This is a genomic window from Tenggerimyces flavus (assembly GCF_016907715.1).
In the GTDB taxonomy this organism is placed as follows: Bacteria; Actinomycetota; Actinomycetes; order Propionibacteriales; family Actinopolymorphaceae; genus Tenggerimyces; species Tenggerimyces flavus.
On record NZ_JAFBCM010000001.1, the window covers coordinates 4,873,589 to 4,897,657 of the forward strand.

Sequence of the window (24,069 nt, forward strand, 5' to 3'; positions counted from 1 at the left end):
CCTCGTGAGTGACGCGACCCCGCTGAGGCTGTTCAACACGTTGGGCCGGCAGGCCGAGGACTTCGCCGTGCCGGCGGGACAGCGCGTGGGCCTGTACTCGTGTGGTCCGACGGTCTACGCCGACCCGCACCTGGGCAACATGCGGCCGTACGTCTTCAGCGACACGCTGCGCCGCGTGCTCGCGTGGAAGGGCTACGACGTCACGCAGGTCGTGAACATCACCGACGTCGGGCACGCGGTCGGCGACGGCGACGAGGGCGAGGACAAGGTCGAGCTCGGCGCGCGGCGCGAAGGGCGCACGGTCCAGGAGGTGACCGCGCACTACACGCAGGTCTACTTCGACGCGATGGCGGCGCTGAACGTGCTGCCCGCGCACGACTACCCGCGCGCCTCGGACTACGTGCCGCAGATGATCGACTTCGCCCGCGAGATCGAGGCGAACGGCTTCACGTACGCGCTGCCGTCGGGGCTGTACTTCGACACGTCGCGCTCGCCGTCGTACGGCGCGCTGGCGTTGCGGCCCGCGGAGGGTGCGCTCGAGGGCGCGCGCGTCGCGGCGGTCGAGGGGAAGCGGAACGCCGCGGACTTCGCCGTGTGGCGTACCGATCCGCCGGACTCGCCGCGCATCATGCGCTGGGACTCGCCGTGGGGACCGGGCGTACCGGGTTGGCACCTGGAGTGCTCGGTGATGAGTATCGCCTTGCTGGGAAGGCATTTCGACATCCACACCGGGGGAGTGGACCACCGCGAGATCCACCACCCGAACGAGATCGCGCAGAGCGAGGCGTACCTGTCCGACGCTAAACCGTGGGTGCCGTTGTGGATGCACAACGAGTTCCTGGTGTCGAACGGACGCAAGATCGCCAAGTCCGGCGGCAAGATGCCGACGTTGGCGGAGTTCGCGACGACGTCGCACCCGTTGGCGTTCCGGTACTTCCTGCTGACCGCGCACTACCGCAGCCAGCTCGACCTGACCGACGCCGGGCTGTCGAGTGCGACGGGTGCGTACCGCCGGCTGCTCGCGCGCGCCGCGCCGCTGCGGCCGCTGCCCTCGGTTCGCACGTTCGAGGAGGGGCGTTCGAAGCTGACCGGTGCGGCGCTGGAGTCGTTGATCGAGCTCGACGCCGCGGTGTCGGACGACCTGCACACCCCGCGTGCGTTGGCGATCCTGCACGGTGCGCTGCGTTCGGACGCGTTGAACGACGCGGACAAGGCGGTGCTCACCGGCGCCGCGGACTTCCTGCTGGGCCTGTCGCTCGACGAGCTCGACGCGGGCGCCGTCGAGGTGACGGAGTCGGCGGCGGAGCTGCCGGTCGTGGAGATCGAACGGTTGGTCGCCGCCCGTACGGCCGCCCGCGCCGCGAAGGACTGGGCCGAGGCCGACCGGCTGCGCGGCCGGCTGACCGAGCTCGGCGTGACCGTGACCGACACCGCGGACGGGCCGGTCTGGCAGCCCGCCTGACGCACAGCGCTGTCGTCGTGGACGACACCTGGCCAGCAGGTCCTTGACGCGGCGTCTACCCCACGTAAAGCGGCAGTTGATCATGTCAACATGATCATTGGCCCATCCCGTTGGACGCTCAGGGGCGTGGCGCGGGTGGTGGGCCGAGGAGGGCGATGGCGGCCTGGACGGAGACGTCCAGGATGTCGGCGGGCCGACCGCCTTCCTCCACGGTCGTCGCGATCAGCTCGCGCAAGCCACCGAGCAGGATCAGCGCCAGGCCGCGGTCCACGCCGTCGGGGCGGATCGCCCGCCACGCGTCGGTCGCGGTCAGCACCTGCACCATCCGTACGAACGCGTCCATCATCTCCCGCTGCAGCGCACGCGCCGGGATGCCCAGCGTGGGGATGTCGCGGATCCAGCTCACCACGATCCACGGCGCCGACTCGGCGTGCTCGATCCATGCCTCGATCGCCTGCCGGACCTGCACGTGCCAGGGCGCGTCGGGGGAGACCGCGGCCTCGATGCCGCGGATCATCGCCACGTTCGCCTCGTTCAGCAACGCGATCAGGCACTCGCCGAGGCTGCCGAAGTGCTCGTAGAACGTCCGCCGCGAGGTCCGGGCACGGCGGACGACGTCGGCCACGGTCGTGTTCCGGTAGCCGATCTCCGCGATCGACTCGCCCAGGCCGTCGAGCAGCCGCTGGCGATAGGGATCGCCGGTCCGCAGGAGCTGCTGGGTCGTCATCGTCGTCACCGTAGTCGAGGTCTTGTGCCGTGCTGGTACATCAGCGTACCGTCCCTGGTACGCGACCGTACCAGGTTGGAGTTGGTCCATGACGACGCTTCCACCCAGTCCGTCCTCGCCGCGCTTCGTGCAGGCGCTCGCGACGCTGACCCAGCCGCATCGCGGCATGCGGAGGATGCGAGAGCGGTACGGCGACGCGTTCACGATCCACCTCCCGCCGTTCGGCGACGCCCCGGTGATCAGCGATCCGGGGGAGATCAGGCAGCTGTTCCAGGCCAGCACCGACGTCGCGGAGACGCTCGAGCCGAACCTCGGCCGCGTGCTCGGCCCGGGGTCGCTGTTCGCGCTGAAGGGCGACGAGCACCGCTCCCAGCGCAAGCTGCTGATCCCGCCGTTCCACGGACGCCGGCTGGCCGCGTTCGAGCAGCTCGTCGAGGACGAGACCGTCCGTGAGCTGGCCACGTGGCCGGAGGGTCGCCCGTTCCCGGTCCTGCCGTCGACCGCGCGGATCACGCTGAACGCAATCCTGCGCGCCGTCTTCGGCGCCGAGGGCGCCGAGCTGGAGGAGCTTCGGGAGCTGCTGCCCCGGATGGTGACGCTCGGCTCGCGGCTGCTCTTCCTCCCGATCCCGCAGGGCGGCGGGCGGTGGAGTCCGTGGGGCCGGTACCGCGCCGCGCGGCAGAAGTACGACGCGATCGTCGACCGGCTCGTCGACAAGGCCGAACGCGACGAGCGCCTCGACGAGCGGAACGACGTGCTCGCGATGATGCTGCAGAGCCGGTACGAGGACGGAACGGCCATGTCCCGACGGGATCTCGCCGACCAGCTGCTCACGCTGCTGGCCGCCGGACACGAGACGACCGCGACCACCCTCGCCTGGCTGGTGGAGCGGCTCCGCAGGCACCCGAACGTTCTGCACGACCTGGTCGTCGAGGTGGACGCCGGCGGCAAGGAGCTGCGCGAGGCGTCGATCATCGAGGTGCAGCGGGTCCGGCCGGTCATCGACATCGTCGGCCGGCATATCAAGTCCGATATACAGCTTGGCCGCTGGACGGTGCCTAAGGGACGCAACGTGCTGGTCAGCATCGACCTGATCCACGACGACCCGGCGGTGTTCCCGAACCCGCGCGCGTTCGACCCGTCCCGGTTCCTCGGGACGAAGCCGGACCTGCACCATTGGATCCCGTTCGGCGGAGGCATCCGGCGCTGCCTCGGCGCCGCGTTCGCGTCGATGGAGCTGAACGTGGTGCTGCGGACGACGCTGCGCGATTTCACGCTCGTACCGACGAGCGACCCGGACGAACGCTGGCGCTCCCGCGGCGTCGCCAACGCTCCGGCGAAGGGCGGCATCGCGGTCGTGCACCGCCGAGCGATCCGCGTCCTGCCTGCCGCGGCCGGGGCGACGACGGGAGCACGGTCGTGAGCGAGAAGGAGGTCGAGGTCGGGCGCGGCATCACGTTGGCGTACGACGAGCTCGGCGACGCCGGCGGCGAGCCGCTGCTGCTGGTCGCTGGGCTGGGGCAGCAGCTGTACAGCTGGCCCGAGCCGTTCTGCGTCTCGCTCGCCGACCGCGGCTACCGGGTGATCCGGTTCGACAACCGCGACGCCGGCCGGTCGACGCACCTGCGGTTCCGGCCGCCGAGCTTCGGCGCGATGATGATGCGGCGTTGGCCGAACGGGCAGTACGACCTCAGTGACATGGCGGCCGATACCGTCGGGCTGCTCGACCAGCTCGGCGTGGCCGACGCGCATCTCACCGGCATCTCGATGGGCGGCATGATCGCGCAGACCGTTGCCGCGCGGTATCCGCGGCGCGTGCGGACATTGACGTCGATCATGTCGACGACGGGTGCGCGCCGGATCGGGCGGCCGGCGCTGTCGACGTGGCGGCTGATGCGCGGCCGGGCGCGTTCGCGGGAGGAGGCCGAGGCACGAGCCGTACGCCTGTTTCGGCATATCGGATCGCACGGCTTCCCGTTCAACGAGGCGTACGTTCGGGAGGCGACCGGCCGCGCGTGGGACCGCGACCCGTCGTCGGCCGGAGTGGGCCGCCAGCTGGGCGCGATCTTCCGTTCCGGCGACCGGACCGCGATGCTCGGTGAGGTGACCGCGCCGACGTTGGTGATCCACGGCGACCGCGACCGGATGGTCAACCCGACCGGCGGTGCGGCCACGGCTCGCGCGATCGCCGGCGCGCGGCTGGAGACGATCCGCGGCATGGGCCACGACCTTCCGCAGGCCGCGTGGCCGAAGCTGCTCGAGCTCATCGACGACCATGCCAGGAGGAAGAGCGATGCCACCACCTAGCAGGTCTAGCATCACCGGCCGCCCGGTCATGATCACCGGCGCGGCGTCGGGCATCGGTCGGGCGCTGGCGCGGCGGCTGTCCCGGTTCGGTGCGCCGGTCGCCATCGCGGACGTCGACGAGGCGGGGCTGAAGGAGACCGCCGCGTCGTTGGGCGGCATGGTGTTGACCCGGGTGCTGGACGTCCGTGACGCGGACGACGTTCATCGCTTCGCCGGCGAGGTCCGGGGCTGGCTGCCGGCACCGCTCGCTGCCGTCTTCAACAACGCGGGCGTCGCCGTCACGTCGACCCTGCTCGAGGCCGATCCGGACGACGACGAGTGGCTGTGGAACATCAACTTCCACGGCGTCGTGAACGGGACCCGCGCGTTCCTCCCGTTGCTCGTCGAGCAGAACGAGGGCGCGATCGTCAACACGTCGAGCGTCTACGGCCTGGTCGGCGTGCCGTACCAGACCGCTTACTGCGCTGCGAAGTTCGCGGTCCGCGGCTTCACCGATTCGCTGCGACAAGAGCTGCGGCGTACCGGCGTCCGTGCCGTCGCGATCCATCCCGGCGGCATCACCACGAACATCGCCCGCAACGCGCGCGTCCGCAAGGACCCGACCGGGCTGGGCCGGACGAAGGACCAGCTGGCGGCGGAGTTCGAGGCTGTGACAATGACCTCGCCGGACAAGGCCGCCGAGATCATCCACCGCGGCATGGAACGCGGCAAGGCGCGCATCCTGGTCGGGCCGGACGCGTACCTGATCGACGCGCTCGCCCGCCTCACCCCGACGCACTCCTACCAGGCGATCATGGCCGTGCAGAAGCGGCTGTGGGCCATGAGGAGATCGGGCCGGTGACCCACTTCGACGTGGTGATCGTCGGCGCTGGGCTGTCCGGCGTCGGAGCGGCGCACCAGCTGCAGGCGGCGTTCCCGCGGCGTACGTACGCGATCCTCGAGGCGCGCGACGTCATCGGTGGCACCTGGGACCTGTTCCGCTACCCGGGCGTGCGGTCCGACTCCGACATGAACACGCTCGGGTACCGCTTCCGCCCGTGGACCGACGCCAAGTCGATCGCCGACGGCCCGTCGATCCTGCAGTACGTCCGCGACACCGCGCACGAGGCCGGCGTCGACCGGCACATCTGGTTTGGCCACCGGGTCGTCCGCGCGTCCTGGTCGACGGCCTCCGCGCGGTGGACGATCGAGGCCGAGCACGACGGCGCACCGGTGGTCATCACGGCCTCGCTGTTGTACCTGTGCAGCGGCTACTACCACTACGACCGCGGCCACCAGCCGCCGTTCCCCGGCATCGATCGCTTCGGCGGCACGGTCGTGCATCCGCAGCACTGGCCGGAGGACCTGGACTACACCGACAAGCGGGTCGTGGTGATCGGCAGCGGCGCGACGGCGGTCACGCTGGTGCCGGCGATGGCGGACCGCGCCACGCACGTGACGATGCTGCAGCGGTCGCCGTCGTACGTCTCGACGCTGCCGCGGGAGGACGCGCTCGCGATCAAGCTGCGCCGCTGGCTCGGCGCGCGGCGTGCGTACTTCTTCGTCCGCTGGAAGAACGTGTTGATCAGCACGTTCTTCTACCAGCTGGCCCGGCGGCGGCCGGAGCGTGTGAAGGCGCTGCTCCGCGAGGCCGCGGTGAAGCAGCTGCCAGCGGGCTTCGATGTCGACACGCACTTCAAGCCGCGCTACAACCCGTGGGACCAGCGGCTGTGCTTCGTACCGGACGGCGACCTGTTCCGCGCCGTTCGCCGTGGTCGTGCCTCGGTGGTCACCGACGTGATCGACGAGTTCACGCCGTCGGGTCTTCGGCTGGCTTCGGGTGCGGAGCTGGACGCGGACATCGTGGTGACGGCGACCGGGCTGCGGTTGTTGCCGTTCGGTGGCATCGAGCTGGTGGTCGACGGTCGGGCCGTGGAGCTGCCGAAGACGATGGCGTACAAGGGCATGATGCTCAGCGACGTGCCGAACTTCGTGTTCACGATCGGCTACACGAACGCGTCGTGGACGTTGAAGGCCGACCTGGTGACGGAGTACACGATCAGGTTGCTGCGGCAGTTGGACGCGCGTGGGTTCGACCAGTTCGTGCCGAGCCTCGACGACCCGACCGTGACCGAGCGGCCGTTGCTGGACTTCCAGGCGGGGTACGTGCTGCGGTCGATCGACGCGTTCCCGCGGTCGGGGTCGCGGGCTCCGTGGCGGTTGGGGATGAGCTACGCGCAGGACCTGCTCGCCCTGCGCCACGGGCGCATCGAGGACGGCGCGATGCGCTTCTCTCGCCGACCCGCGGTCAGCTCGGCGGTGCCCTCCCCGTAGCCCGTCCCGGTTGTCCACAAGCGCTCGGGCCGTGGTGGGCGAGATCGCATAGGCTCGCTGCCCGTGACGGTCGGGATGGTCCTTCTCGTCGGCTGCGTGCTCGCCGGCGGGATGGCTGGTGCCCTGATCCCGAGCTGGATCGCGCGGCTGCCCGAGCCCGACCTGCCCGACGGCGAGACCAAGGTCCCGTACACCCAGCTCGCCGCCTGGCCCCACCTGCACCTTGTCGCGATCCTGTGCACAGCGTTCGGCGCCACGTTCCTGGTCTGGCGACTTGGCCTCGACCCCGCCCTGCCGGCCGTCCTCTACACGGTGGTCGTCGGCGTGCTGGTCTCGTACGTCGACATCCGGGTCAAGCTGATCCCGAACGCCATCGTCCTCCCGTCGTACCCCGTCGTCGCCGTCCTCCTGCTGGTTGCCGCGCTCGCCTCCGGCCGCTGGGACCGCCTGCTCTGGGCCGCGCTCGGCGGCGCCGCGCTGTGGGGGTTCTTCGCGCTGCTCGAGCTGATCTACCCGGCCGGCCTCGGCTTCGGCGACGTGAAGCTCGCCGGCCTGCTCGGGCTCACGCTCGGCTGGTACGCGCTCGCCCACCTCGTCGTCGCCACGTTCGGCGCGTTCGTCCTCGGCGGCCTCACCAGCCTGGTGCTGATGGCGGCCAAGCGCGCCGGGCGCAAGACCGCGATCCCGTTCGGCCCGTTCCTCGTCGGCGGCTGGTTCGTCGCGCTGCTCGCCGCGGGCGAGCTCGCCCGCTGGTACCTCAGCTACCGCTGAATGGGAGAATTGACCTCATGCTCCGCTGGCTTACCGCGGGCGAGTCGCACGGCTCGGCCCTCGTCGCGATCCTCGAAGGACTTCCCGCCGGCGTCCAGGTCACCTCGACCGACGTCGCCCACGAACTCGCCCGCCGCCGGCTCGGCCACGGCCGCGGCGCGCGGATGTCGTTCGAACGCGACGACCTCGAGTTCGTCGGCGGCCTGCGGCACGGCGTGACGATGGGCAGCCCGGTCGCGCTGCGCATCGGCAACACCGAGTGGCCGAAGTGGGAGCAGGTCATGGCGCCCGACCCGGTCGACGAAGCTGAGCTCGAGGCGCTCGCCCGCAACGCGCCGCTGACGCGGCCCCGACCGGGCCACGCCGACCTCGCCGGCATGCAGAAGTACGGCTTCGAGGAGGCGCGCCCGATCCTCGAACGCGCCAGCGCCCGCGAGACCGCTGCCCGCGTCGCGCTCGCCGCGGTCGCGCGGCGGTTCCTCGACCAGGTGCTCGGCGCGAAGGTGCTGAGCCACGTCGTGGAGCTGGGGACCGTACGCGCCCCGTACGGCACGCTGCCCGGCCCGGACGACCTCGAACGCGTCGACGCCGACCCGGTCCGTGCGGCCGACCCGGCGACGAGCGAGGCGATGGTCCGCGAGATCGACACGGCGAAGAAGGAGGGCGACACGCTCGGCGGTGTCGTCGAGGTCGTCGTGTACGGACTCCCGCCGGGCCTCGGCAGCCACGTGCACTGGGACCGCCGGCTCGACGCGCGGCTCGCCGGCGCGCTGATGGGAATCCAGGCGATCAAGGGCGTGGAGGTCGGCGACGGCTTCGAGCTGGCCCGGACGCGCGGGTCGGCGGCGCAGGACGAGATGGAGCTGACCCCGGACGGGATCCGGCGGACGTCCGGCCGCTCTGGCGGCACCGAGGGCGGCATGTCGACCGGCGAGGTGCTGCGGGTCCGGGCCGCGATGAAGCCGATCTCCACGGTGCCGCGCGCGCTGCGGACCGTCGACGTCGCGACTGGCGAGGAGGCCCGCGCGCACCACCAGCGGTCGGACGTCTGTGCGGTCCCTGCGGCCGGCGTGGTCGCCGAGGCGATGGTGGCGTTGGTGCTGGCCGACGCGGTGCTGGAGAAGTTCGGTGGCGACTCGGTGGCGGAGACGCGGCGCAACGTCGAGGGCTACCTCGCCAACCTGAGCGTCCGATGAGCCCCCGCGCGGTGGTCGTCGGGCCGCCCGGGTCGGGGAAGACCACGATCGGCTCGTTGCTCGCTTCCCGTTACGAGGTTGAGTTTCGGGACACCGACGCGGATATCGAGGCCTCGGCGGGCGCGTCGATCGCGGACATCTTCGTGACCGACGGCGAGCCGCATTTCCGTTCGCTGGAACGTGCCGCGATCGCTGCTGCTCTGTCGTCGCACTCGGGGGTGCTGTCGCTGGGCGGCGGCTCGGTGCTCGACCCCGCGACGCGTGCGTTGCTTGCCGCGGAGCGGGTGGTGTTTCTCGAGGTGTCGTTGACGGACGCGGCGAAGCGGGTAGGGCTGGACAACTCGCGGCCGCTGCTGTTGGGCAACGTCCGCGGGCGGTTGAAGCAGCTGATGGACGCGCGGCGACCGCTGTACGAGGAGGTCGCCACGGTCGTGGTCGACACGAGCGGCCGGACGCCGGAGGACATCGTCGACGAGATCGTCAAGGCGCTCTCATGACGTCGCGGATCCGCGTCGATGCCGCCGCGCCGTACGACGTGCTCGTCGGACGCGACCTCCTCGGCGAATTGCCCGGCCTGCTTGGGGATTCGACCCGTCGAGTGAGCATCATCTTGCCCGCCGTGGTGAAGCCGTTGGCGATGTCGATCGCGAGCGTGCTCGCTGACCACGGCCTCGAGGTGCACACGCTGTCGGTGGCGGATGCCGAGGATGCGAAGACGGCGAAGGTCGCGGCGCTCTGCTGGTCGCAGCTCGGTGAGCTGGGCTTCACCCGTTCCGACGCGATCATCGGCGTCGGCGGGGGAGCGACGACCGACCTCGCGGGCTTCGTCGCCGCGACCTGGCTGCGGGGCGTCCGCCTGGTCCAGATCCCGACGACCCTGCTCGGCATGGTCGACGCGGCGGTCGGCGGCAAGACCGGCATCAACATCCCCGAGGGCAAGAACCTCGTCGGCGCCTTCCACGAGCCGGCCGGCGTGCTCTGCGATCTCTCGACGCTCGCGACGCTGCCTGCCGACGAGTACGTCGCGGGGCTGGGCGAGGTCGTGAAGTGCGGGTTCATCGCCGACCCGGTGATCCTCGACCTGATCGAGTCCGACCTCGCCGCCGCGGTTCTGCCGGACGGGCCGCTGACGGCCGAGCTGGTCGAGCGTTCGGTCCGGGTGAAGGCGACGGTGGTGTCCGACGACCTCACCGAGTCCTCCGCGCTGCGTGGCGGGGGACCGGGGCGGGAGGTGCTGAACTACGGGCACACGCTCGCGCACGCCATCGAACGCGTCGAGCAGTTCCGCTGGCGGCACGGGCGCGCGGTCGCGGTGGGCATGGTATTCGTGGCCGAGCTGGCCCGGCTGGCCGGCCGCCTCGACGACGGTACGGCGGACCGGCACCGCATGGTGCTCTCCGCGCTGGGCTTGCCGACCACGTACGACGGCGACTTCGACGCCCTGCTCGCGGGGATGCGCGTGGACAAGAAGACCCGCGGCGACCTGCTCCGCTTCATCGTGCTGGACGGCCTCGCCAAGCCCGCCTTGCTGGAGGGGCCGTCGGACGAGCTATTGCGCGCCGCGTACTTCCGCCTGAATGCCGACTGACTACCCAGCCACCACGCTCGGCGGGTTCGGCTTCCGGGGTCCGAGGACGAGCCCTCCGGCCGAAGGCCGCCGTCTGTTCGCCGCAGGGCCACCCGAAGCCGCCGAGCACCGCGACCCGAAGCCGCTAGGCCGCCCGCGGCCGACGCGTGCGAGCGGTCGCCATGAGCTACAGCGCTTTGACGAACTTCTGCGCGTCCGCGATGCCCATGCCGGTCTCGTCGCAGACCAGCCGGATCGCCTGCACTTCCTGACCGTCGGCCATCAGCTTGCGGGCCCGATCAGCGAGGTCCGGCCGGTGCAGCCGTTCCGCGATGATCTCGCCCTGGACGAGCGGCGCCGGGCGGTGGCCGGCTTCGATCGCGTCGACCAGGTCCTTCGCGTCCTTCAGGCCCAGCCCGGTGACCTCGCGCAGCTCCTTGACCGCCTGGATCTTCCGGCCCGCCGTACACAGCTCGGTGATCCGGGCCACCAGGCCAGGACTGAGCGGCTGCCGCATCAGGGCTTCGCGCCGCGGGTCGGGGCCGGTGGGTACCTCGGCACGGGCGCGGTTCGAGGCCCGGACGCCGATGAGCACCAGGATCACGACCGCCGCCACGGCGAGGACGATCAGGACATCGGTCACGCGCTGAGCGTAGCTGGCCCTAATCTGTACGCGTGCGAGTCCTCGTTCTGAACGGTCCCAATCTCAACCGGCTCGGTGTCCGCGAGCCGGACGTCTACGGGCACGAGACGTTCGCCGACCTGGCCGCCGAGTGCGCCAAGGTCGGTGCCGAGCTCGGGCTGGAGGTCGACGTTCGCCAGACGAACGACGAGGCCGAGCTGATCCAGTGGCTACACGAGGCAGCTGACCTGGAGACTCCGGTCGCGCTCAACCCGGCGGCGTTCACGCACTACTCCTACGCCCTGCGCGACGCCTGCGCGATGCTGACCGCGCCGCTGATCGAGGTGCACCTGTCCAACCCCGCCGCGCGCGAGGAGTTCCGGCACACCAGCGTCGTCGCCGGAGTGGCGACGGGAACGATCGCCGGCTTCGGCTTCGACTCCTACCGCCTGGCGCTGCGCGCGATCGCGGGACTTACGGCGCCTCGATAGCGAGCACGTACCGGCTCGCCGGGTAGAGCTCCATCCCGGTCTCCTCGCGGAGCACGTCGATCGCCTCGACGGTCTTGCCGGTCTTGCGCAGGACCTCGACCCGGGCGTGCAGCTCGGGCGACACCTTGATGTCGTTCGGGTCCACCAGCGTCGGCGGCGTCGGCACCGGGGGAGGCGGTGTCGCCGGAACGGGCGGCTGGGACGTCGGGAACGTCTGCGACGCCCACCACTGCGGCGGCGGCGCCTGGTGCGTGGTCGGGTGACCCGGCTGCGCCCACGCCGGCGGCGGCGGCTGCTGCTGCTGCTGAGTCGCCTGCGGTTGCGGGGCTGGTTGCGGTTGCTGGGGTCGCGGGGGTTGCTGCCTCTGCTGCAGCGTCTGGGCCGCGGTCTCCCCTTGCCCCACCGCCTGCTGCTCCTGCTTCCTCTTGGCGTAGATGCCGAGCAGGACCAGCGCGACCGGAACGACGAGCCCGAGCATCGAGGGATTGGCGACTGCCAGCACGACGACCACGACTCCGGTGGCGACGATCGCCGCCGCGAGATTGGACTGGGGCGGCTTCGGCATGGCGGCAGCTTACTGAGCTTGTCCACAGGCGACCCGGACCCGACTTGCCATGCGTGCCGTGTCGCGTGAGGGTGGAGCACGTGCCGACCGCTACCCAAGCCGCCCACGCCGCCCGCCGCGACGCGCTCCGCGCGACGTTCGCCGCCCGCGACGTTCCGGCTGCCCTCATCACCCGGCTGCTGAACGTCCGGTACCTCACCGGCTTCACCGGTTCGAACGGGCTGCTGCTCGTCCGTGCCGACGGTGCCGACGTGCTCGTCACCGACGGCCGCTACCGCGACCAGGCGGCCGCCCAGACCGAGGGCGTCGAGATCGTCATCGAGCGCCCGCTGCTCGGCCCGGTCGACGGGTGGCTGACCGCGGGCAACATCGGCCGGCTCGGCGTCGAGACCCACGTCCTGACCCTCGACGAACGAGCGGCGCTGCCGGCCGAAGTCGAGACGGTCTCGCTCGACCGCGCCGTGGAGAAGCTCCGCTACACCAAGGACGAGACCGAGCTCGACCTGATCCGTACGGCCTGCGCGATGTCGGCCCGCGCGCTGGAGGGGCTGTTCGAGACCAGGCTGGGCGGCCGTACCGAACGAGAGATCGCCCGCGACCTGGAGAGCCGGATGTACGCCGAGGGGGCCGAGGCGCTCGCGTTCGACACGATCGTGGCGAGCGGGCCCAACTCGGCGATCCCGCACCACTCGCCGACCGACCGGGTGGTCGAGCGCGGCGACTTCCTCAAGATCGACTTCGGCGCCCGGCACACCGGCTACCACGCCGACTGCACCCGGACCGTGGTCGTCGGCGCGGCGCCTGCGGCCTGGCAGCAGGAGTTGCACGACCTCGTTCGTACCGCCCAGCAGGCCGGCCGGGAGGCGCTGAAGCCCGGCGCCGAGCTGTCGGCCGTCGACGCCGCGGCCCGCGACCTGATCACGGCGGCCGGTCACGGCGGCGAGTTCACGCACGGTCTCGGGCACGGGGTGGGCCTGGAGATCCACGAGGACCCGTTCTTCGCCGCGAACGCAACGGGTACGCTTGCTGATCGCACTCCTGTCACCGTCGAGCCGGGTATCTACCTCCCGGGGCGCGGCGGGGTCCGCATCGAGGACACGCTCGTGGTCCGCGATGGCGAGCCGGAGCTGCTCACACCGACGACGAAGGATCTCGTCGTCCTGGACTAGCGAAAGAAAAGAAAACGTGGCGACGACGAACGACCTGAAGAACGGCATGGTGCTGAACCTCGACGGCCAGTTGTGGAGCGTCACGTGGTTCCAGCACCACAAGCCCGGCAAGGGCGGCGCCGTCGTGCGGACGAAGCTGAAGAACGTGCTGTCGGGCAAGGTGGTCGACAAGACGTTCAACGCCGACGTGAAGGTCGAGGTGGCCAACGTCGACAAGCGCGAGATGACCTACCTCTACAACGACGGCCAGTCCTACGTGTTCATGGACGGCTCGACGTTCGAGCAGCTGCCCGTGCCGCCGGAGACCGTCGGCGAGGCGTCGCACTTCATGCTCGAGAACCAGACCGCCACGGTCGCGGTGCACGAGGGCAACCCGCTCTACATCGAGCTGCCGGCCTCGGTCGAGCTCACTGTCGAGTACACCGAGCCCGGCCTGCAGGGCGACCGTTCGACCGGTGGCACCAAGCCGGCGCGGCTGGAGACCGGCTACGAGATCCAGGTCCCGCTGTTCCTCACCACCGGCGAGAAGGTCAAGGTCGACACCCGCTCCGGCGACTACCTCGGCCGGGTCTGACTTGCCCGCTAGGTCGAAGGCGCGGAAGCGAGCACTGGACCTGCTGTACGAGTCCGAAGCACGCGGGCTTCCGCCGGTCGAGCTCCTGGCGGAGCGGCTCTCCGAAGCCGACCCGCCCGTCCCGGAGTACGCGGTCACGCTCGTCGAGGGCGTCGACGCGCACGTCGGCCGGATCGACGAGCTGCTCGCGGAGCATGCCGTCGGCTGGACCCTGGACCGGATGCCAGCCGTCGACCGCAACATCCTCCGCCTCGGCGCGTACGAGCTCCTCTACGCGTCGGACATCCCGGACCCGGTCGCGATAGCCGAAGCCGTCGAGCTCGCCCGCGACCTCTCGACCGACGAGTCGCCCGCCTTCATCAACGGCCTACTCGCCCGCCTGATGGAGCTCAAACCCACCCTCACGGTCTGACGCAGTTTTCATGAAGGGCACCTTCATTCGAACCTATTGAATGAAGGTGCCCTTCATTCAAAACGGGGGAACGGACGGCCCCGGCTTCATCTGAGCCACAAGAAGCCCGGGGCCAACAAGCGACCGCAACACGGCAGCAGACCGGAACCGCAAGCAGGCCTGGCCCGGGCACCCGTTCCCGGGGGAGGGGGCGGCGCGTTAGAAACTGGTGGCCGGTCCGGGGCGAGTCAAGGGTCGCAAAGCGATCGCGAAGCGACGTCGTTTGCTCCTGCGCGAAGCGCCCGTCCAAACGGCGCCCTTGACGCGCCCCGGACCGGCCACCACACTCGACCGCCGCAACAGCCCACGGACAGCACCAACCAAGGACAGCTGCGCAGAGAACAATCGAGCCCACCCGCCAAGAACAGCAACAATCCGCTGACAGAGAGCCATCGAGCCATCGACGACGGCCAACTGACGGATGAGAAGCAGCTGGTCCGATAGGGGATTGGCGACGGATGGTCGAGGGCCGACCGATGGGGCATCGGCCGAGCGGTGGCGGGGGAGGGCCGACCGGCCGACGGGCAAGGGACTGGCAGACCGATGGTCGAGCGGTGGTGAGGGTCGAGGGATGGCCGGCCAAAGAGGCGGCGACCTCGATCACGCCAGCATCGTTCTGCCGCGACCCCCTTGGATGAAGGGCACCTTCATCCAACAAGCCCGCGCGTCCCAGCGGGACCGTGAAACGTGCCCAGTCGGTCTGGGTCGGGGGCACCCGAGTCCCATAGTTTCGGACCAGGGTGCCCCCGACCCAACCACCCCCGCCCCAAACGAGCGCCACGGGCAACCTCGACAACAGCCAACCCCCATGCATTGGATGAAGGGCACCGTCATCCAACCCTTGAGGCAGAGCCCCCCACACGACCTCCACCCGCCCCGTGATCATGAACGTGATCATGAAGGCAAACCCGGCGTATACGACCAGTTCGGCTTCATGATCACGTTCATGATCACGGGCTTAGACGGCACCAAAGCGGATCCTCCCTCACAGGGACGACAGCTTGATCGCCTTCGCCATCGCGTGAGCTCCGGCGTCGCTCGGGTGCAGGTGGTCGCCGGAGTCGTACGCCGGCAGCAGCGCGTCGAGGTTGGTCGGATCGCGCAGCACCTGGTCGAAGTCGACGACCGCGTCGTACATCCCGCTCGTCCGGACCCAGTGGTTGAACGAGTCCCGGACCGCCTCGTGCTCGACCGTGTCGTACATCGGCGTGCCCTTCATCGGCAGGATCGTCGTGCCGATGACCTCGATCCCGCGTGCGTGCGCCGCCCGGATCAGCGAGCGATGCGCGGCGATGAGCGCCCGCGCGGTCGCGACCGGCGGCTGGGCGCACCCGAGGTCCAAGCCGCCCGTGCCGATGTCGTTGATGCCGATGTGGACGACCACCGTCCGCACGTCCGGTTGCGCGAGCACGTCCCGGCCGAACCGGGTGCGGGCCGAGTCGGCGAAGCAGGGCACGTCGGTGAGCAGCAGGTCGCCGGAGATGCCGGCGTTCGCGACCGCGAGCTTGTGGCGCTGGGGCGAACGGGCGATGCGTTCGGCGAGCTCGTCCGGATACCGGTTGTCGGCGCCGCTCGTCGTGCCGTACCCGTCGGTGATGGAGTCGCCGAGCAGCACGACCGTTCCATGTTGCCGCGCGGCCAGAACGTCAACGCCAGTGAGGAAGTACGTCGAGTTCGTCGTCTCGGTGAACGCACCGCCGCCGGCGTCGAAGCGGTGGTCGCCATTCGCGCGATAGGTCGGGGCGAGCCCGAGCTCGTGGAACGTCGCTGGTCCGCTCGGCTCGCGGAGGTAGAGCGTGACCGTGAGCTTGTCCAGCGCCTTCACGGGCAGCAGCGCTGGGTCCGACGCGGTTTCGCGACCCTGGGCGATGGTGGTCGCCGGACGCCCGCCGAACGTGAGGCGGCGGAGCGATCGCTTGTCGACCGTCGCGCCCTGGTCGGTACGAGCGATAGTGGCGCCGGCGACTTCGAGCGGCTTGCTGCCGTACGCGTTGCTCAGCCGGATCCGTACCAGCGGCCCGGTCGCCGTGACGCGGACGACCTGGCGAACGGAGTGGTTGGCGAAGCCCTCGACCGACCAGTTCGGCCCCTCGAAGCCGGCGAACGCGGGCTGCTGTGAGGCCGTCCACGCCGTCGTCCACCCGTACGCCTCGGCGGGCAACGCCGTAGCGCCAACGAGCAGGACCGCGGCCGCCGCGGCGAGGGCGAGGCGCCTCATGCCGCCAACCAGATCGGCTGCCAGTTCTCCAGCTCGTGGTACCGCCGCAGCTCGGCAATCCCGGCGAGCGTGCCGCCCCAGGCGCCGTACGGGGTCCGGGGCGTGCCGAAACCGCTCTGGACGAACGTCAGCCGCGTCTCGCCTTCGGAGCCGTCCAGCTCCCAGGTCGAGATGCCGTTCGGGCCCCAGTCGACCGACATCCGCCGGTTCGGCTCGAGGTCGACGATCTTCGCCGGCTGTGGGTTGTCGAAACCACCCATCGCGAACCGGCCGCCGACCTCGGGCTCGATGCCGATCGGGAAGCCGAACCACTCGCTCGCCTTCTTGTCGTCGATCAGCGAGTCGTACACCTCGGCGACCGGCGCGTGGATCGTGATCTCCTGGCGGAGCACGGGCGTGGTGAAGTCGATCCTCGCGGTGATCGTTCGCCCGGCGACGTAGTCCGCGAGGTTGGCGAGGGCGAGCACCCAGTACGTGTAGAGCACGCCGATGACGCTCGTCTCCGCCATGGCCTCCTGGGTGTCGACGTGCGTCTGGGTGAGCGTGACGATCGTCTTGTCGCTTGCCTGTTCGGCGAGGGTGATCTCGGTGGTGGTCTCGGTGCCGTCGAGCAGCCAGGTGAACCGGATGCTGGTGTCGTCGGCATGGACCAGCGTCTGATGAGGCGCGTCGCCTTCGGGGGTGTAGCGGCCCCAGAACTCCAAGCGGTGGGGGAGTTCGACCTCGGCGTGCTCGGCGAGCCAGGTCTCGAGTGCTTGCTTGGTGGTGAGCGCGTCTCGTACCACCTTGATCGGCGCGTCCAACCTGGCGCGGATCGTCATCGGTTCAGTCATGGGGGCGTTCTCCCTTGGGGTAGCAGGCGAGGGCGAGCTTGAAGGCGTCGCCCTCGGCTCCGCCGTAGCGGGTGAAGAGGGCTTGCAGCATGGTCTGCAGGTCGTCAAGGAACTGTTGACGCTCCTCGGGCGGGATCCTGAGGTGCCCGGCGATGCCGATCGAGGGCAGCTCCTGGTCGCGATCCAGGGCGCCGACGTCGGCGTGGACCTCTTCGGTGAGGTCGAGGAGGTAGTCGAGGCTGGTGGCATCTTGGCTGTGCCGGTCGCCGCCGAGGCGTCCGACGAGGCGTGGCGAGAGCCAGTACGAACGCGCGGTGGCCTGGTAGATGCCCTCGTGAATCGCGCGCACCTTCCGTTCGGCCACCTGCTCGACGAGGCCAGCGTCGACCAGCCGTTTGACGTGGTAGTAGACGCGCTGAGGGCTTTGGCCGAGTCGCTCCGCGACCTCATTGCACGTCCGCGGCTCAGCCAGCTGCCGCAGCACCTCGATGCGCTGCGGCTTGAGCAGGGTCTCGGCCTGCTCGATCCGATCTAGATACAGGACGTCTCTCATGGCAAGAACGAGTTTGTTTATAAAACTCGATTTTGTCAATGGTCCAGTCGGAGGTGAACCTTGCGGCCGGTCGTCGTGAACGCCGCGAACCCCAGGCGCTCGTAGAGTCGGCGGGCGGGGTTGACGTCGATGACCTCGAGCACCACGGGCTTGGATCGTTCCGCCGCGACCACGGCCAGACGTCGGAGGAGCATCGTTCCGATCCCCGCGCCCTGCAGGTCCGGCCGAACCTCGATCCGCCCGACGTAGAGGTCGTGCTCTCGCCAGGTCCAGTCGACGACCGCGACCAGCTCGTCGTCACGGAGGACGACCTGCGGGTCGCCGCGTTCCAGCCACTCGTGGTGCATGGCGAGCTGAACTTCGTCGATCCAAGGTCCGTAGATCGCCTCGACGTACGTCAGCATCGTCGCCTTGTGGAGGGCGTACAGCGGCTCGCTGTCGGAGCTGAGGGCTGGACGCGAGAGGTACCCGCGCGTGGAGAGATCACCGAGTTCTGGCACGAGCTCAAGCACACCGTCGGAGACCTCGCGGGGTCAAGTTGACGGAAGGCCGGCCCAGGCGAGGGCCGGCCTTCCGGGGGGCCTCGAGGGCCCTGCGCGCTGCCGGAGTTACCAGGCTCGGGCAGCGCCGCTCGTTACTTGCAGTTGTACTTCGGGTTGCGCTTCGGCTCGACGTCGTACTTGCTCGTCTGCCACGTGATCGCGGCGCCGGCGCGGAGCTTGAAGAAGGCCTGCTTGAACTTCTCGTGCACCGACGCCGAGTTGATCCGAAGGATGACCTCGTCGTTGTAGAGAGGCGACTTGTTGTTCATGTTGTGGCTGCCGGTGACGACGATCTTCTGGTTCGGCTTGCCGTTGAAGTGGCCGTCGATGAGCACGTTCTTCTGGTGTACGCCGCACTGACTGCCGCTGAACTCGCGGACCTCGGGGCCGTGGTAGTTGTCCCGCTCGGGCGGCATCGCGACCGGCCGGGCCAGCAGGTACTCCAGCGCCCCCTTGGGGCCATTGCGCTTCTTCTTCAGCGAGATCTCGTCCGCCACGATGTCCACGTAGCAGCCCTGGTTGTCGAGTTCCCACAGCCGCTTCGCGATGTTGATCCCGTTCTTGCCCGCGATCTGCATCTGCGCGACCCGCACGATGGTGTGGTGCTTGCCGGTCGTGCCGCCGGAGGTGTTTCCCTTGCATTTCACCGCGTTCAGCACGTCCAGGTAGACGTTGCCCGACGTCCGCGGCGACACATTCATCGCGAACTTCCCGTTCGACGGGCTGTGCTTCGATCGGAACGTGGAGTAGTAGTCGGAGTCACTGGCACCCGGCGCGCTCGCCGCGGAGAGGTCGTTGAAGTACGCCAGGTACTTCGAGTACAGCCAGGCGTCCGGCGTGACGTACGCCGTGTTCCACATGTTCGTTCCCGAGTGCCCGTTCAGGTTGGCGCTCGTCTGCACGACGACGTTCGAGGTGCCGCCCGTCTTGCCGAAGAGGAAGAACTTGTTGTGCATGATGTGCTCGCCCATGCACGAGGAACCCTTGTTGTCGGCGTCCAGGTCGGGCTTTCCGCAGTGCTTGATCCAGGATCCGGACGGAGCGTCCGCGATGGCGCTCTTGATCGTCTTGTAGGGATCCAAGCCCTCGTCGAGCCCGTCGGCCAGGATCCGGACCCGGACGTTCCGCTTCAGAGCGTCAGCGAGCTCGTTGGCGACCGCCCTGTCGTTCATGTGGTAGGTCGCGATCGTGATGTCGGTGTCCTCGGCGCCGCGAATGAGCTGCACCAGCCGATCGTGGATCGCGAACTTGCTGGCGGAGGAGTCCGGGTTGTTCTGCAGGACCTCCTCCGTGACCGCGCGCTCCTCGGCCGATCCCGTCGTGACCGTGCTCGTCACAAGCACGATGGCCGCCGCGGCGGCAACCGCTCCTTTGGCTAGGTCCCGTGGTCTCATGGCCGCGACCGTACGGATCGCAGCTATACGCCCGTTATCGAACGTCCATAACGACCCCATAAGCCCGCCTCCTACCGTCGGACCGGCGACGAAACGGAGAGGGGAGAACGTGAAGAGCAAGCGGCTGATCGCCGCGGTGGCGGGTGTCCTGGCACTCACCACTGGGGTCGGTGCGGCGCAGGCAGAGGTCTCGACCAACGAGCTGGACTGCCGAGAGACAGCCCACACCTACAAGGACAGCAACAAGCTCTATCTCTACGGCCGGTCCTACTGCAAGGGCGGCAACGACGAGTGGGACGACGACAACGACAGCGACTACGGCGACGGCAAGGGCAAGATCACCGCCTTCGACAACAAGACCGACTCCATCGTCAACACCACCAAGAAGAACGTCGCCTTCTTCAACAAGCCAAACTATGAGGGCGACAGCTTCTGCCTCCGCCCGGGCAACTACCTGCGGCGCCTGTACGTGTACGGCGACGGGGAGGGCACGAACAACTGGTGGAGCAACAGCATCAGCTCGCACAAGTTCGTCGACGCGGGCGACTGCGACCGCTGGTTCGGGTGGCTCGTCTAGGGGATCAAGCCGAATCCGGCCTTTCCGGGTCGAGAAGGACACCCGTTGTTGACTACTCTGCTGTGCCATGGGGGCGGCGGAGGTACGGGTCCTGGGGCCGGTCGAGGTCCTTGTCGACGGTGAGCCTGTCGAGCTGCCCGGGCGGCGGTCCCGTCAGGTGCTCGCGGCCCTCGCTGTCGACGTGGGGCGTTCGGTCTCCGTCGAACGGCTGGTCGACCTGGTCTGGTCGCACGACCCGCCGAAGTCCGTACGTACCCAGGTCGCGATCCAGATCTCCGCGCTGCGACGCGCTCTCGGCGAGGCCGTCGAGACGACCGCTGAGGGCTACCGGCTGCGGGACGACGCCGTACGAGTCGACGCCGACCGGGCCGAACGAGCTCTCCGGGAGGCCCGCGAGCAGGACTGCGCCGACGACGCGGTCGGGCTGCTCCGCGCGGCCCTGAAGCTGTGGCGCGCCGAGCCGCTCGTCGGCCTCCGGACGCCCGGCCTCGAGATCGTCGTCCGCGGACTGGGGGAGTTGCGTACAACACTCGCCGACGAGCTCTACGACGCCGAGCTCAGGCTCGGCAGGCACCGCGAGGTGATCAACGAGCTGCGCGCACTCGTGGAGGAGGATCCGTTGCGGGAACGGTTCCGCGCGAAGCTCATGACCGCGCTCTGGCGGTCCGGCCGCAAGGTCGAGGCTCTCGAGGCCTACCAGGCCGGGCGGAACCTCCTCGTCGAGCAGCTCGGCATCGAGCCCGACCCGAAGCTGCGGGACCTGCATCAGGCGATCCTCGCCGACGACCACGCCGCCGACGAGGCGGACGCGGAGCCGGCCCCACCGGCAGCGGTCGCGCCCGCCGAGGTGCCGTCGACCTCGCCCACGTTCACCGGACGCGAGGCCGAGCTCGCAAAGCTGCTGGGCTCGACCGCGCGCCGCCTCGCCCTGAACGGCCCGGGCGGCGTCGGCAAGTCCTGCCTCGCCTGGCAGGTCGCGGCTGCCCTCGCCCCCGAGCATCCCGACGGCCAGCTGTACGTCAACCTGCACGGCGCGACCCCCGGGACCGAACCGCTGGCACCGCTGGACGTACTCCGGAGGTTCCTGCGCTCGCTCGGACTTCCGGACCGCGACATCCCGTCGACCGAGGACGAGGCTGCCGCCCGGTTCCGCACGCTCACCGCCGGCCGACGGCTGCTCGTCGTCCTCGACGACGCGCTGAACGGGAGTCAGGTACGCCCGCTCCTGCCCGCCGGTCCGGACGCGACCACGATCGTCACCAGCCGCTCCGTGCTCGCGGACCTCGAAGACGCCGACCACCTCGCCGTCGGCGGCATGGACGACGTCCGCTCGGTCGAGCTGCTGGCCCGCCTGGTTGGGACCGCCCGCGTCGCCGCCGAGCCGCACGCCGCCACGGAGGTCGTCCAGCAGTGCGGACGGCTGCCGCTCGCGGTCAAGATCGCGGGTGCCCGGCTGGTCGGGCGGCCGGACTGGGCGCTGGCCACGTTCGCCGCGCGGCTTCGTGACGAACGCAACAGGCTGGACGAGCTGCAGTACGGCGACCTCGCCGTCCGCGCCAGCCTCGCCGTCGGTTGGCAGGGCCTGAACGACACCGCCACCCGCCTGCTCGGACTGATCGGAACGCTCGAGCTCGACGAGCTCGGACTCGAAGCCGCGGCTGCCCTCGACGGCCGCGCACCGAGGGCGGTCCGGCGCGACCTGGACCAGCTGGTGGAGGCCCGGCTGCTCGAGCCCGGCGCCGGACCCGACCGCTTCACCGTGCACGACCTGGTCCGGCTCGACGCCCGGGAACGCTCCGCCCAGCTGTCCGCGACCGAGCGGGACGAGGCCGCGAGACGGCTCGTGCACTTCTTCCTGGAGAGTCTGCGCACGGCCTCGCGGCTCTACGCGCCGCACTCGGCCTGGCGGGTGACCACCGGCGTCGCCGACCACGAGCTGCGCGCGAGCGGCATGGCGTTCGCGGACCGGCAGGCGATCATCGACTGGATCCGGGCGGAGAGCGGCAACCTGGTCCGGCTCGCCCACCTCGCCGCAAGCCTGGGCGGCGGCGAGCTGGTCGCGTACGCGGTCGCGCTGCACGTTCCCGTCGGGAGCCAGGGCTACTGGCAGGAGCGGCGCGAGATCTACGAGCTCGTACTGGCGGAGAGCACCGCGGACGTGGCGTACGTCCAGCGTGACCTGGGGCTCGTCTGCTGCCATCTCGGCCTGTTCGACCGGGCGCGGGTAGTCCTGGAGCAGGCGGTGCGGACGTTCCGGGACCGCGGGGACGCCTATCTCGAGGCCGACACGCTGGTCCTGCTGGCCGAGGCCGACGGCGAGGTCGACCACCTCCGGCGAGCCCGCGCCCTGTCGCAGCGGTTCGACGACTACCGGCTCGAGGCGAACGCGCTCGTCGCGATGTCGGAACTGCTCGCCAAGGGCGGCGAGTACGCGGACGCGCGCGGCTGCCTGGAGAAGGCCCTCGACCTGTACCGCACCCAGGGCAGTACGACCGGCATCGGCCGCGCGCTGGGCAAGCTGGGGGAGCTGTGCCAGCGGTCCGGGGACCTGGAGGACGCCGCCTCGTACCTCAGCCAGGCGGTCGAGGCCTGCCGGAAGGTCGGCATGAGCCTGCGGGAAGCCGCCCGAACGTGGGACCTGGCCGACGTCCTGCACGACCTCGGGCACGTCGACGAAGCGCGCCGCCACCGGGACGCCGCGATCGAGCTGGGCGTCCGCCTGGGTGCGATCGCGCCTGACCAGGTCGAGGCGCTCAAGGCCGAGCCCAGACCTCCCCGGCCCGGGAGCCTGCGCTCCGACCCGTGAGCACGGCGGTGATTAGGTCGTGTCCTGTCAAAGATCGCCTGGCGCGCGACACCCCCCAGAAGTCAGCAGGGGCCCTCTGGACGCGGTGCGTCGTGGTCGCCTTACCCGGCCAGTAGCCCCTCTACCTGGCGTCCACCCCACGTAAAGCGGCCAATGATCATGTAAACATGATCATTGGCCCAGGGCGGGCGTTGCTGCGGGCGGGCCTGGTCGACGAGCTGAACTTGCTCGTGCACCCGATCGTGCTCGGCAAGGGCCATCACCTGTTCGACGACCTCGACCAGACGATCCCGCTGGCGTTGGAGAGTTCAGCCTCGTTCGGCAGCGGCGTGGTGCACGCCGTCTATCGGAAGGCCTGAGCGGCCAGATCCGATCCGCCGCCACCTTTCACTTCTCAGGTGGCGGCGGGTGACGGTGATCCTTATTCTTCGTCGGTGACGGCCTCGGCCGCATCAGCGTTCAGCACGCCCCAGGCGACGAGCCGGTCCGCCAGTACCGAGGGGCGCTCGTCGTAGATCACCGCGAGCGTCCGCAGGTCGTCCTTTCGGATCGACAGCACCTTGCCGTTGTAGTCGCCGCGCTGCGCCTGGATCGTCGCCGCGTAGCGGGCCAGCGGCGCCACTTCGACGCCTTCCAGCTCGCCGAGGCGTTCGAGATCCAGAACCAGCTTCGGCGGCGGCTCGGCGGCCGCTCCCAAGGGCCCGACACCGGGCAGCAGCTCCGTAATCGGCACGCCGTAGAACTCGGCGAGCTCGGAGAGCTTCTGTACGGTGACGGCCCGGTCGCCGCGCTCATAGGAGCCTACGACGACGGCCTTCCACCGGCCCTTGGACTTCTGCTCGACCCCATGGAGGGAGAGCCCTTGCTGCTGCCTGATGGCGCGGAGTTTCGCCCCCAGGGACCTGGCGTAGTCGGTCGGCATCCGTGCCTC

25 protein-coding genes are annotated in these 24,069 nt (G+C 69.9%); 16 read left to right on the forward strand and 9 right to left on the reverse strand.

Features of this window, described 5'->3' with window-relative positions; genetic code table 11:
* Nucleotides 1-4 precede the first annotated feature (4 nt).
* Nucleotides 5-1,462 (forward strand): cysteine--tRNA ligase, encoded by a 1,458-nt coding sequence (gene cysS / locus JOD67_RS22750; protein WP_205119718.1) that lies wholly within the window; start codon nt 5-7, stop codon nt 1,460-1,462.
* 118 nt (nt 1,463-1,580) lie between these two features.
* Here the strand turns inward: cysS and JOD67_RS22755 are convergent, their stop codons facing one another.
* Nucleotides 1,581-2,189 carry a TetR/AcrR family transcriptional regulator gene (locus JOD67_RS22755; RefSeq protein ID WP_205119719.1) on the reverse strand — a complete coding sequence of 203 codons (609 nt, stop codon included), beginning with the start codon at nt 2,187-2,189 and terminating at the stop codon, nt 1,581-1,583.
* A gap of 88 nt (nt 2,190-2,277) precedes the next feature.
* On the opposite strand from JOD67_RS22755, the gene JOD67_RS22760 reads away from it, so the two are divergent.
* From JOD67_RS22760 to aroB, 8 genes are all read left to right on the forward strand, one after another.
* Entirely contained in the window at nt 2,278-3,612 is a 1,335-nt protein-coding gene (locus tag JOD67_RS22760) for a cytochrome P450 (protein WP_205119720.1), read from the forward strand.
* Nucleotides 3,609-4,496, forward strand: a complete 888-nt coding sequence (locus JOD67_RS22765; protein WP_205119721.1) for an alpha/beta fold hydrolase — start codon at nt 3,609-3,611, stop codon at nt 4,494-4,496. The genes JOD67_RS22760 and JOD67_RS22765 overlap by 4 nt, the downstream gene beginning before the upstream one ends.
* A 28-nt stretch (nt 4,497-4,524) precedes the next feature.
* Nucleotides 4,525-5,337, forward strand: coding sequence for an SDR family NAD(P)-dependent oxidoreductase (locus JOD67_RS22770; RefSeq protein ID WP_205119722.1), 813 nt, complete (start codon nt 4,525-4,527; stop codon nt 5,335-5,337).
* Complete coding sequence (locus JOD67_RS22775; protein ID WP_205119723.1) at nt 5,334-6,809, forward strand: flavin-containing monooxygenase; 1,476 nt, start codon at nt 5,334-5,336, stop codon at nt 6,807-6,809. The genes JOD67_RS22770 and JOD67_RS22775 overlap by 4 nt, the downstream gene beginning before the upstream one ends.
* 63 nt (nt 6,810-6,872) lie before the next feature.
* Entirely contained in the window at nt 6,873-7,580 is a 708-nt protein-coding gene (locus JOD67_RS22780) for a prepilin peptidase (protein WP_205119724.1), read from the forward strand.
* 17 nt (nt 7,581-7,597) lie between these two features.
* The gene (aroC, locus tag JOD67_RS22785; protein WP_205119725.1) at nt 7,598-8,776 is read left to right on the forward strand and encodes a chorismate synthase; all 1,179 of its coding nucleotides are present in this window, start codon (nt 7,598-7,600) and stop codon (nt 8,774-8,776) included.
* Complete coding sequence (locus tag JOD67_RS22790; protein WP_205119726.1) at nt 8,773-9,273, forward strand: shikimate kinase; 501 nt, start codon at nt 8,773-8,775, stop codon at nt 9,271-9,273. Before aroC ends, JOD67_RS22790 begins: the two co-directional genes overlap by 4 nt.
* The gene (aroB, locus tag JOD67_RS22795) at nt 9,270-10,364 is read left to right on the forward strand and encodes a 3-dehydroquinate synthase (RefSeq protein ID WP_205119727.1); all 1,095 of its coding nucleotides are present in this window, start codon (nt 9,270-9,272) and stop codon (nt 10,362-10,364) included. Before JOD67_RS22790 ends, aroB begins: the two co-directional genes overlap by 4 nt.
* Nucleotides 10,365-10,530: 166 nt before the next feature.
* Here aroB and JOD67_RS42445 read toward each other — a convergent pair whose 3' ends face one another.
* Complete coding sequence (locus JOD67_RS42445; protein ID WP_372442344.1) at nt 10,531-10,986, reverse strand: ribosomal protein L7/L12; 456 nt, start codon at nt 10,984-10,986, stop codon at nt 10,531-10,533.
* A 32-nt stretch (nt 10,987-11,018) separates the two neighbouring features.
* On the opposite strand from JOD67_RS42445, the gene aroQ reads away from it, so the two are divergent.
* Complete coding sequence (gene aroQ, locus JOD67_RS22805) at nt 11,019-11,456, forward strand: type II 3-dehydroquinate dehydratase (RefSeq protein ID WP_205119728.1); 438 nt, start codon at nt 11,019-11,021, stop codon at nt 11,454-11,456.
* Here aroQ and JOD67_RS22810 read toward each other — a convergent pair.
* A complete protein-coding gene (locus JOD67_RS22810; protein WP_205119729.1) occupies nt 11,440-12,021 on the reverse strand; it encodes a hypothetical protein in 582 nt (193 codons plus the stop codon). The two genes, aroQ and JOD67_RS22810, sit on opposite strands and share 17 nt — an antisense overlap.
* Before the next feature lie 80 nt (nt 12,022-12,101).
* Here JOD67_RS22810 and JOD67_RS22815 point away from each other — a divergent pair, with 80 nt between their 5' ends.
* The 3 genes from JOD67_RS22815 to nusB are packed head-to-tail and all read left to right on the forward strand — an operon-like array spanning nt 12,102 to nt 14,176.
* Complete coding sequence (locus JOD67_RS22815; protein WP_205119730.1) at nt 12,102-13,190, forward strand: M24 family metallopeptidase; 1,089 nt, start codon at nt 12,102-12,104, stop codon at nt 13,188-13,190.
* 16 nt (nt 13,191-13,206) lie between these two features.
* Nucleotides 13,207-13,764, forward strand: a complete 558-nt coding sequence (gene efp, locus JOD67_RS22820) for an elongation factor P (RefSeq protein WP_307782507.1) — start codon at nt 13,207-13,209, stop codon at nt 13,762-13,764.
* A 1-nt stretch (nt 13,765) separates the two neighbouring features.
* Nucleotides 13,766-14,176, forward strand: coding sequence for a transcription antitermination factor NusB (gene nusB, locus JOD67_RS22825; protein WP_205119732.1), 411 nt, complete (start codon nt 13,766-13,768; stop codon nt 14,174-14,176).
* A 1,024-nt stretch (nt 14,177-15,200) separates the two neighbouring features.
* Here nusB and JOD67_RS22830 read toward each other — a convergent pair.
* From JOD67_RS22830 to JOD67_RS22850, 5 genes are all read right to left on the reverse strand, one after another.
* Nucleotides 15,201-16,433, reverse strand: a complete 1,233-nt coding sequence (locus tag JOD67_RS22830) for an SGNH/GDSL hydrolase family protein (RefSeq protein WP_205119733.1) — start codon at nt 16,431-16,433, stop codon at nt 15,201-15,203.
* Nucleotides 16,430-17,266, reverse strand: a complete 837-nt coding sequence (locus JOD67_RS22835) for an SRPBCC family protein (protein WP_205119734.1) — start codon at nt 17,264-17,266, stop codon at nt 16,430-16,432. Before JOD67_RS22835 ends, JOD67_RS22830 begins: the two co-directional genes overlap by 4 nt.
* A complete protein-coding gene (locus JOD67_RS22840; protein WP_205119735.1) occupies nt 17,259-17,819 on the reverse strand; it encodes an ArsR/SmtB family transcription factor in 561 nt (186 codons plus the stop codon). Before JOD67_RS22840 ends, JOD67_RS22835 begins: the two co-directional genes overlap by 8 nt.
* Before the next feature lie 35 nt (nt 17,820-17,854).
* Nucleotides 17,855-18,319 carry a GNAT family N-acetyltransferase gene (locus tag JOD67_RS22845; protein ID WP_205119736.1) on the reverse strand — a complete coding sequence of 155 codons (465 nt, stop codon included), beginning with the start codon at nt 18,317-18,319 and terminating at the stop codon, nt 17,855-17,857.
* Nucleotides 18,320-18,453: 134 nt separating this feature from the next.
* The gene (locus JOD67_RS22850; RefSeq protein ID WP_205119737.1) at nt 18,454-19,755 is read right to left on the reverse strand and encodes a phospholipase D-like domain-containing protein; all 1,302 of its coding nucleotides are present in this window, start codon (nt 19,753-19,755) and stop codon (nt 18,454-18,456) included.
* 109 nt (nt 19,756-19,864) lie between these two features.
* On the opposite strand from JOD67_RS22850, the gene JOD67_RS22855 reads away from it, so the two are divergent.
* The 3 genes from JOD67_RS22855 (at nt 19,865) to JOD67_RS22865 (ending at nt 23,497) form a co-directional block, all read left to right on the forward strand.
* Nucleotides 19,865-20,332 carry a peptidase inhibitor family I36 protein gene (locus JOD67_RS22855; RefSeq protein WP_205119738.1) on the forward strand — a complete coding sequence of 156 codons (468 nt, stop codon included), beginning with the start codon at nt 19,865-19,867 and terminating at the stop codon, nt 20,330-20,332.
* A 67-nt stretch (nt 20,333-20,399) separates the two neighbouring features.
* Entirely contained in the window at nt 20,400-23,138 is a 2,739-nt protein-coding gene (locus JOD67_RS22860) for an AfsR/SARP family transcriptional regulator (RefSeq protein ID WP_205119739.1), read from the forward strand.
* Between the two features lie 167 nt (nt 23,139-23,305).
* Nucleotides 23,306-23,497: a dihydrofolate reductase family protein gene (locus tag JOD67_RS22865; RefSeq protein ID WP_205119740.1), complete on the forward strand. Its 192-nt coding sequence runs from the start codon at nt 23,306-23,308 to the stop codon at nt 23,495-23,497.
* A gap of 62 nt (nt 23,498-23,559) precedes the next feature.
* On the opposite strand, the gene bldD is transcribed toward JOD67_RS22865, so the two are convergent.
* Complete coding sequence (bldD, locus tag JOD67_RS22870) at nt 23,560-24,060, reverse strand: transcriptional regulator BldD (protein WP_205119741.1); 501 nt, start codon at nt 24,058-24,060, stop codon at nt 23,560-23,562.
* Nucleotides 24,061-24,069 lie beyond the last annotated feature (9 nt).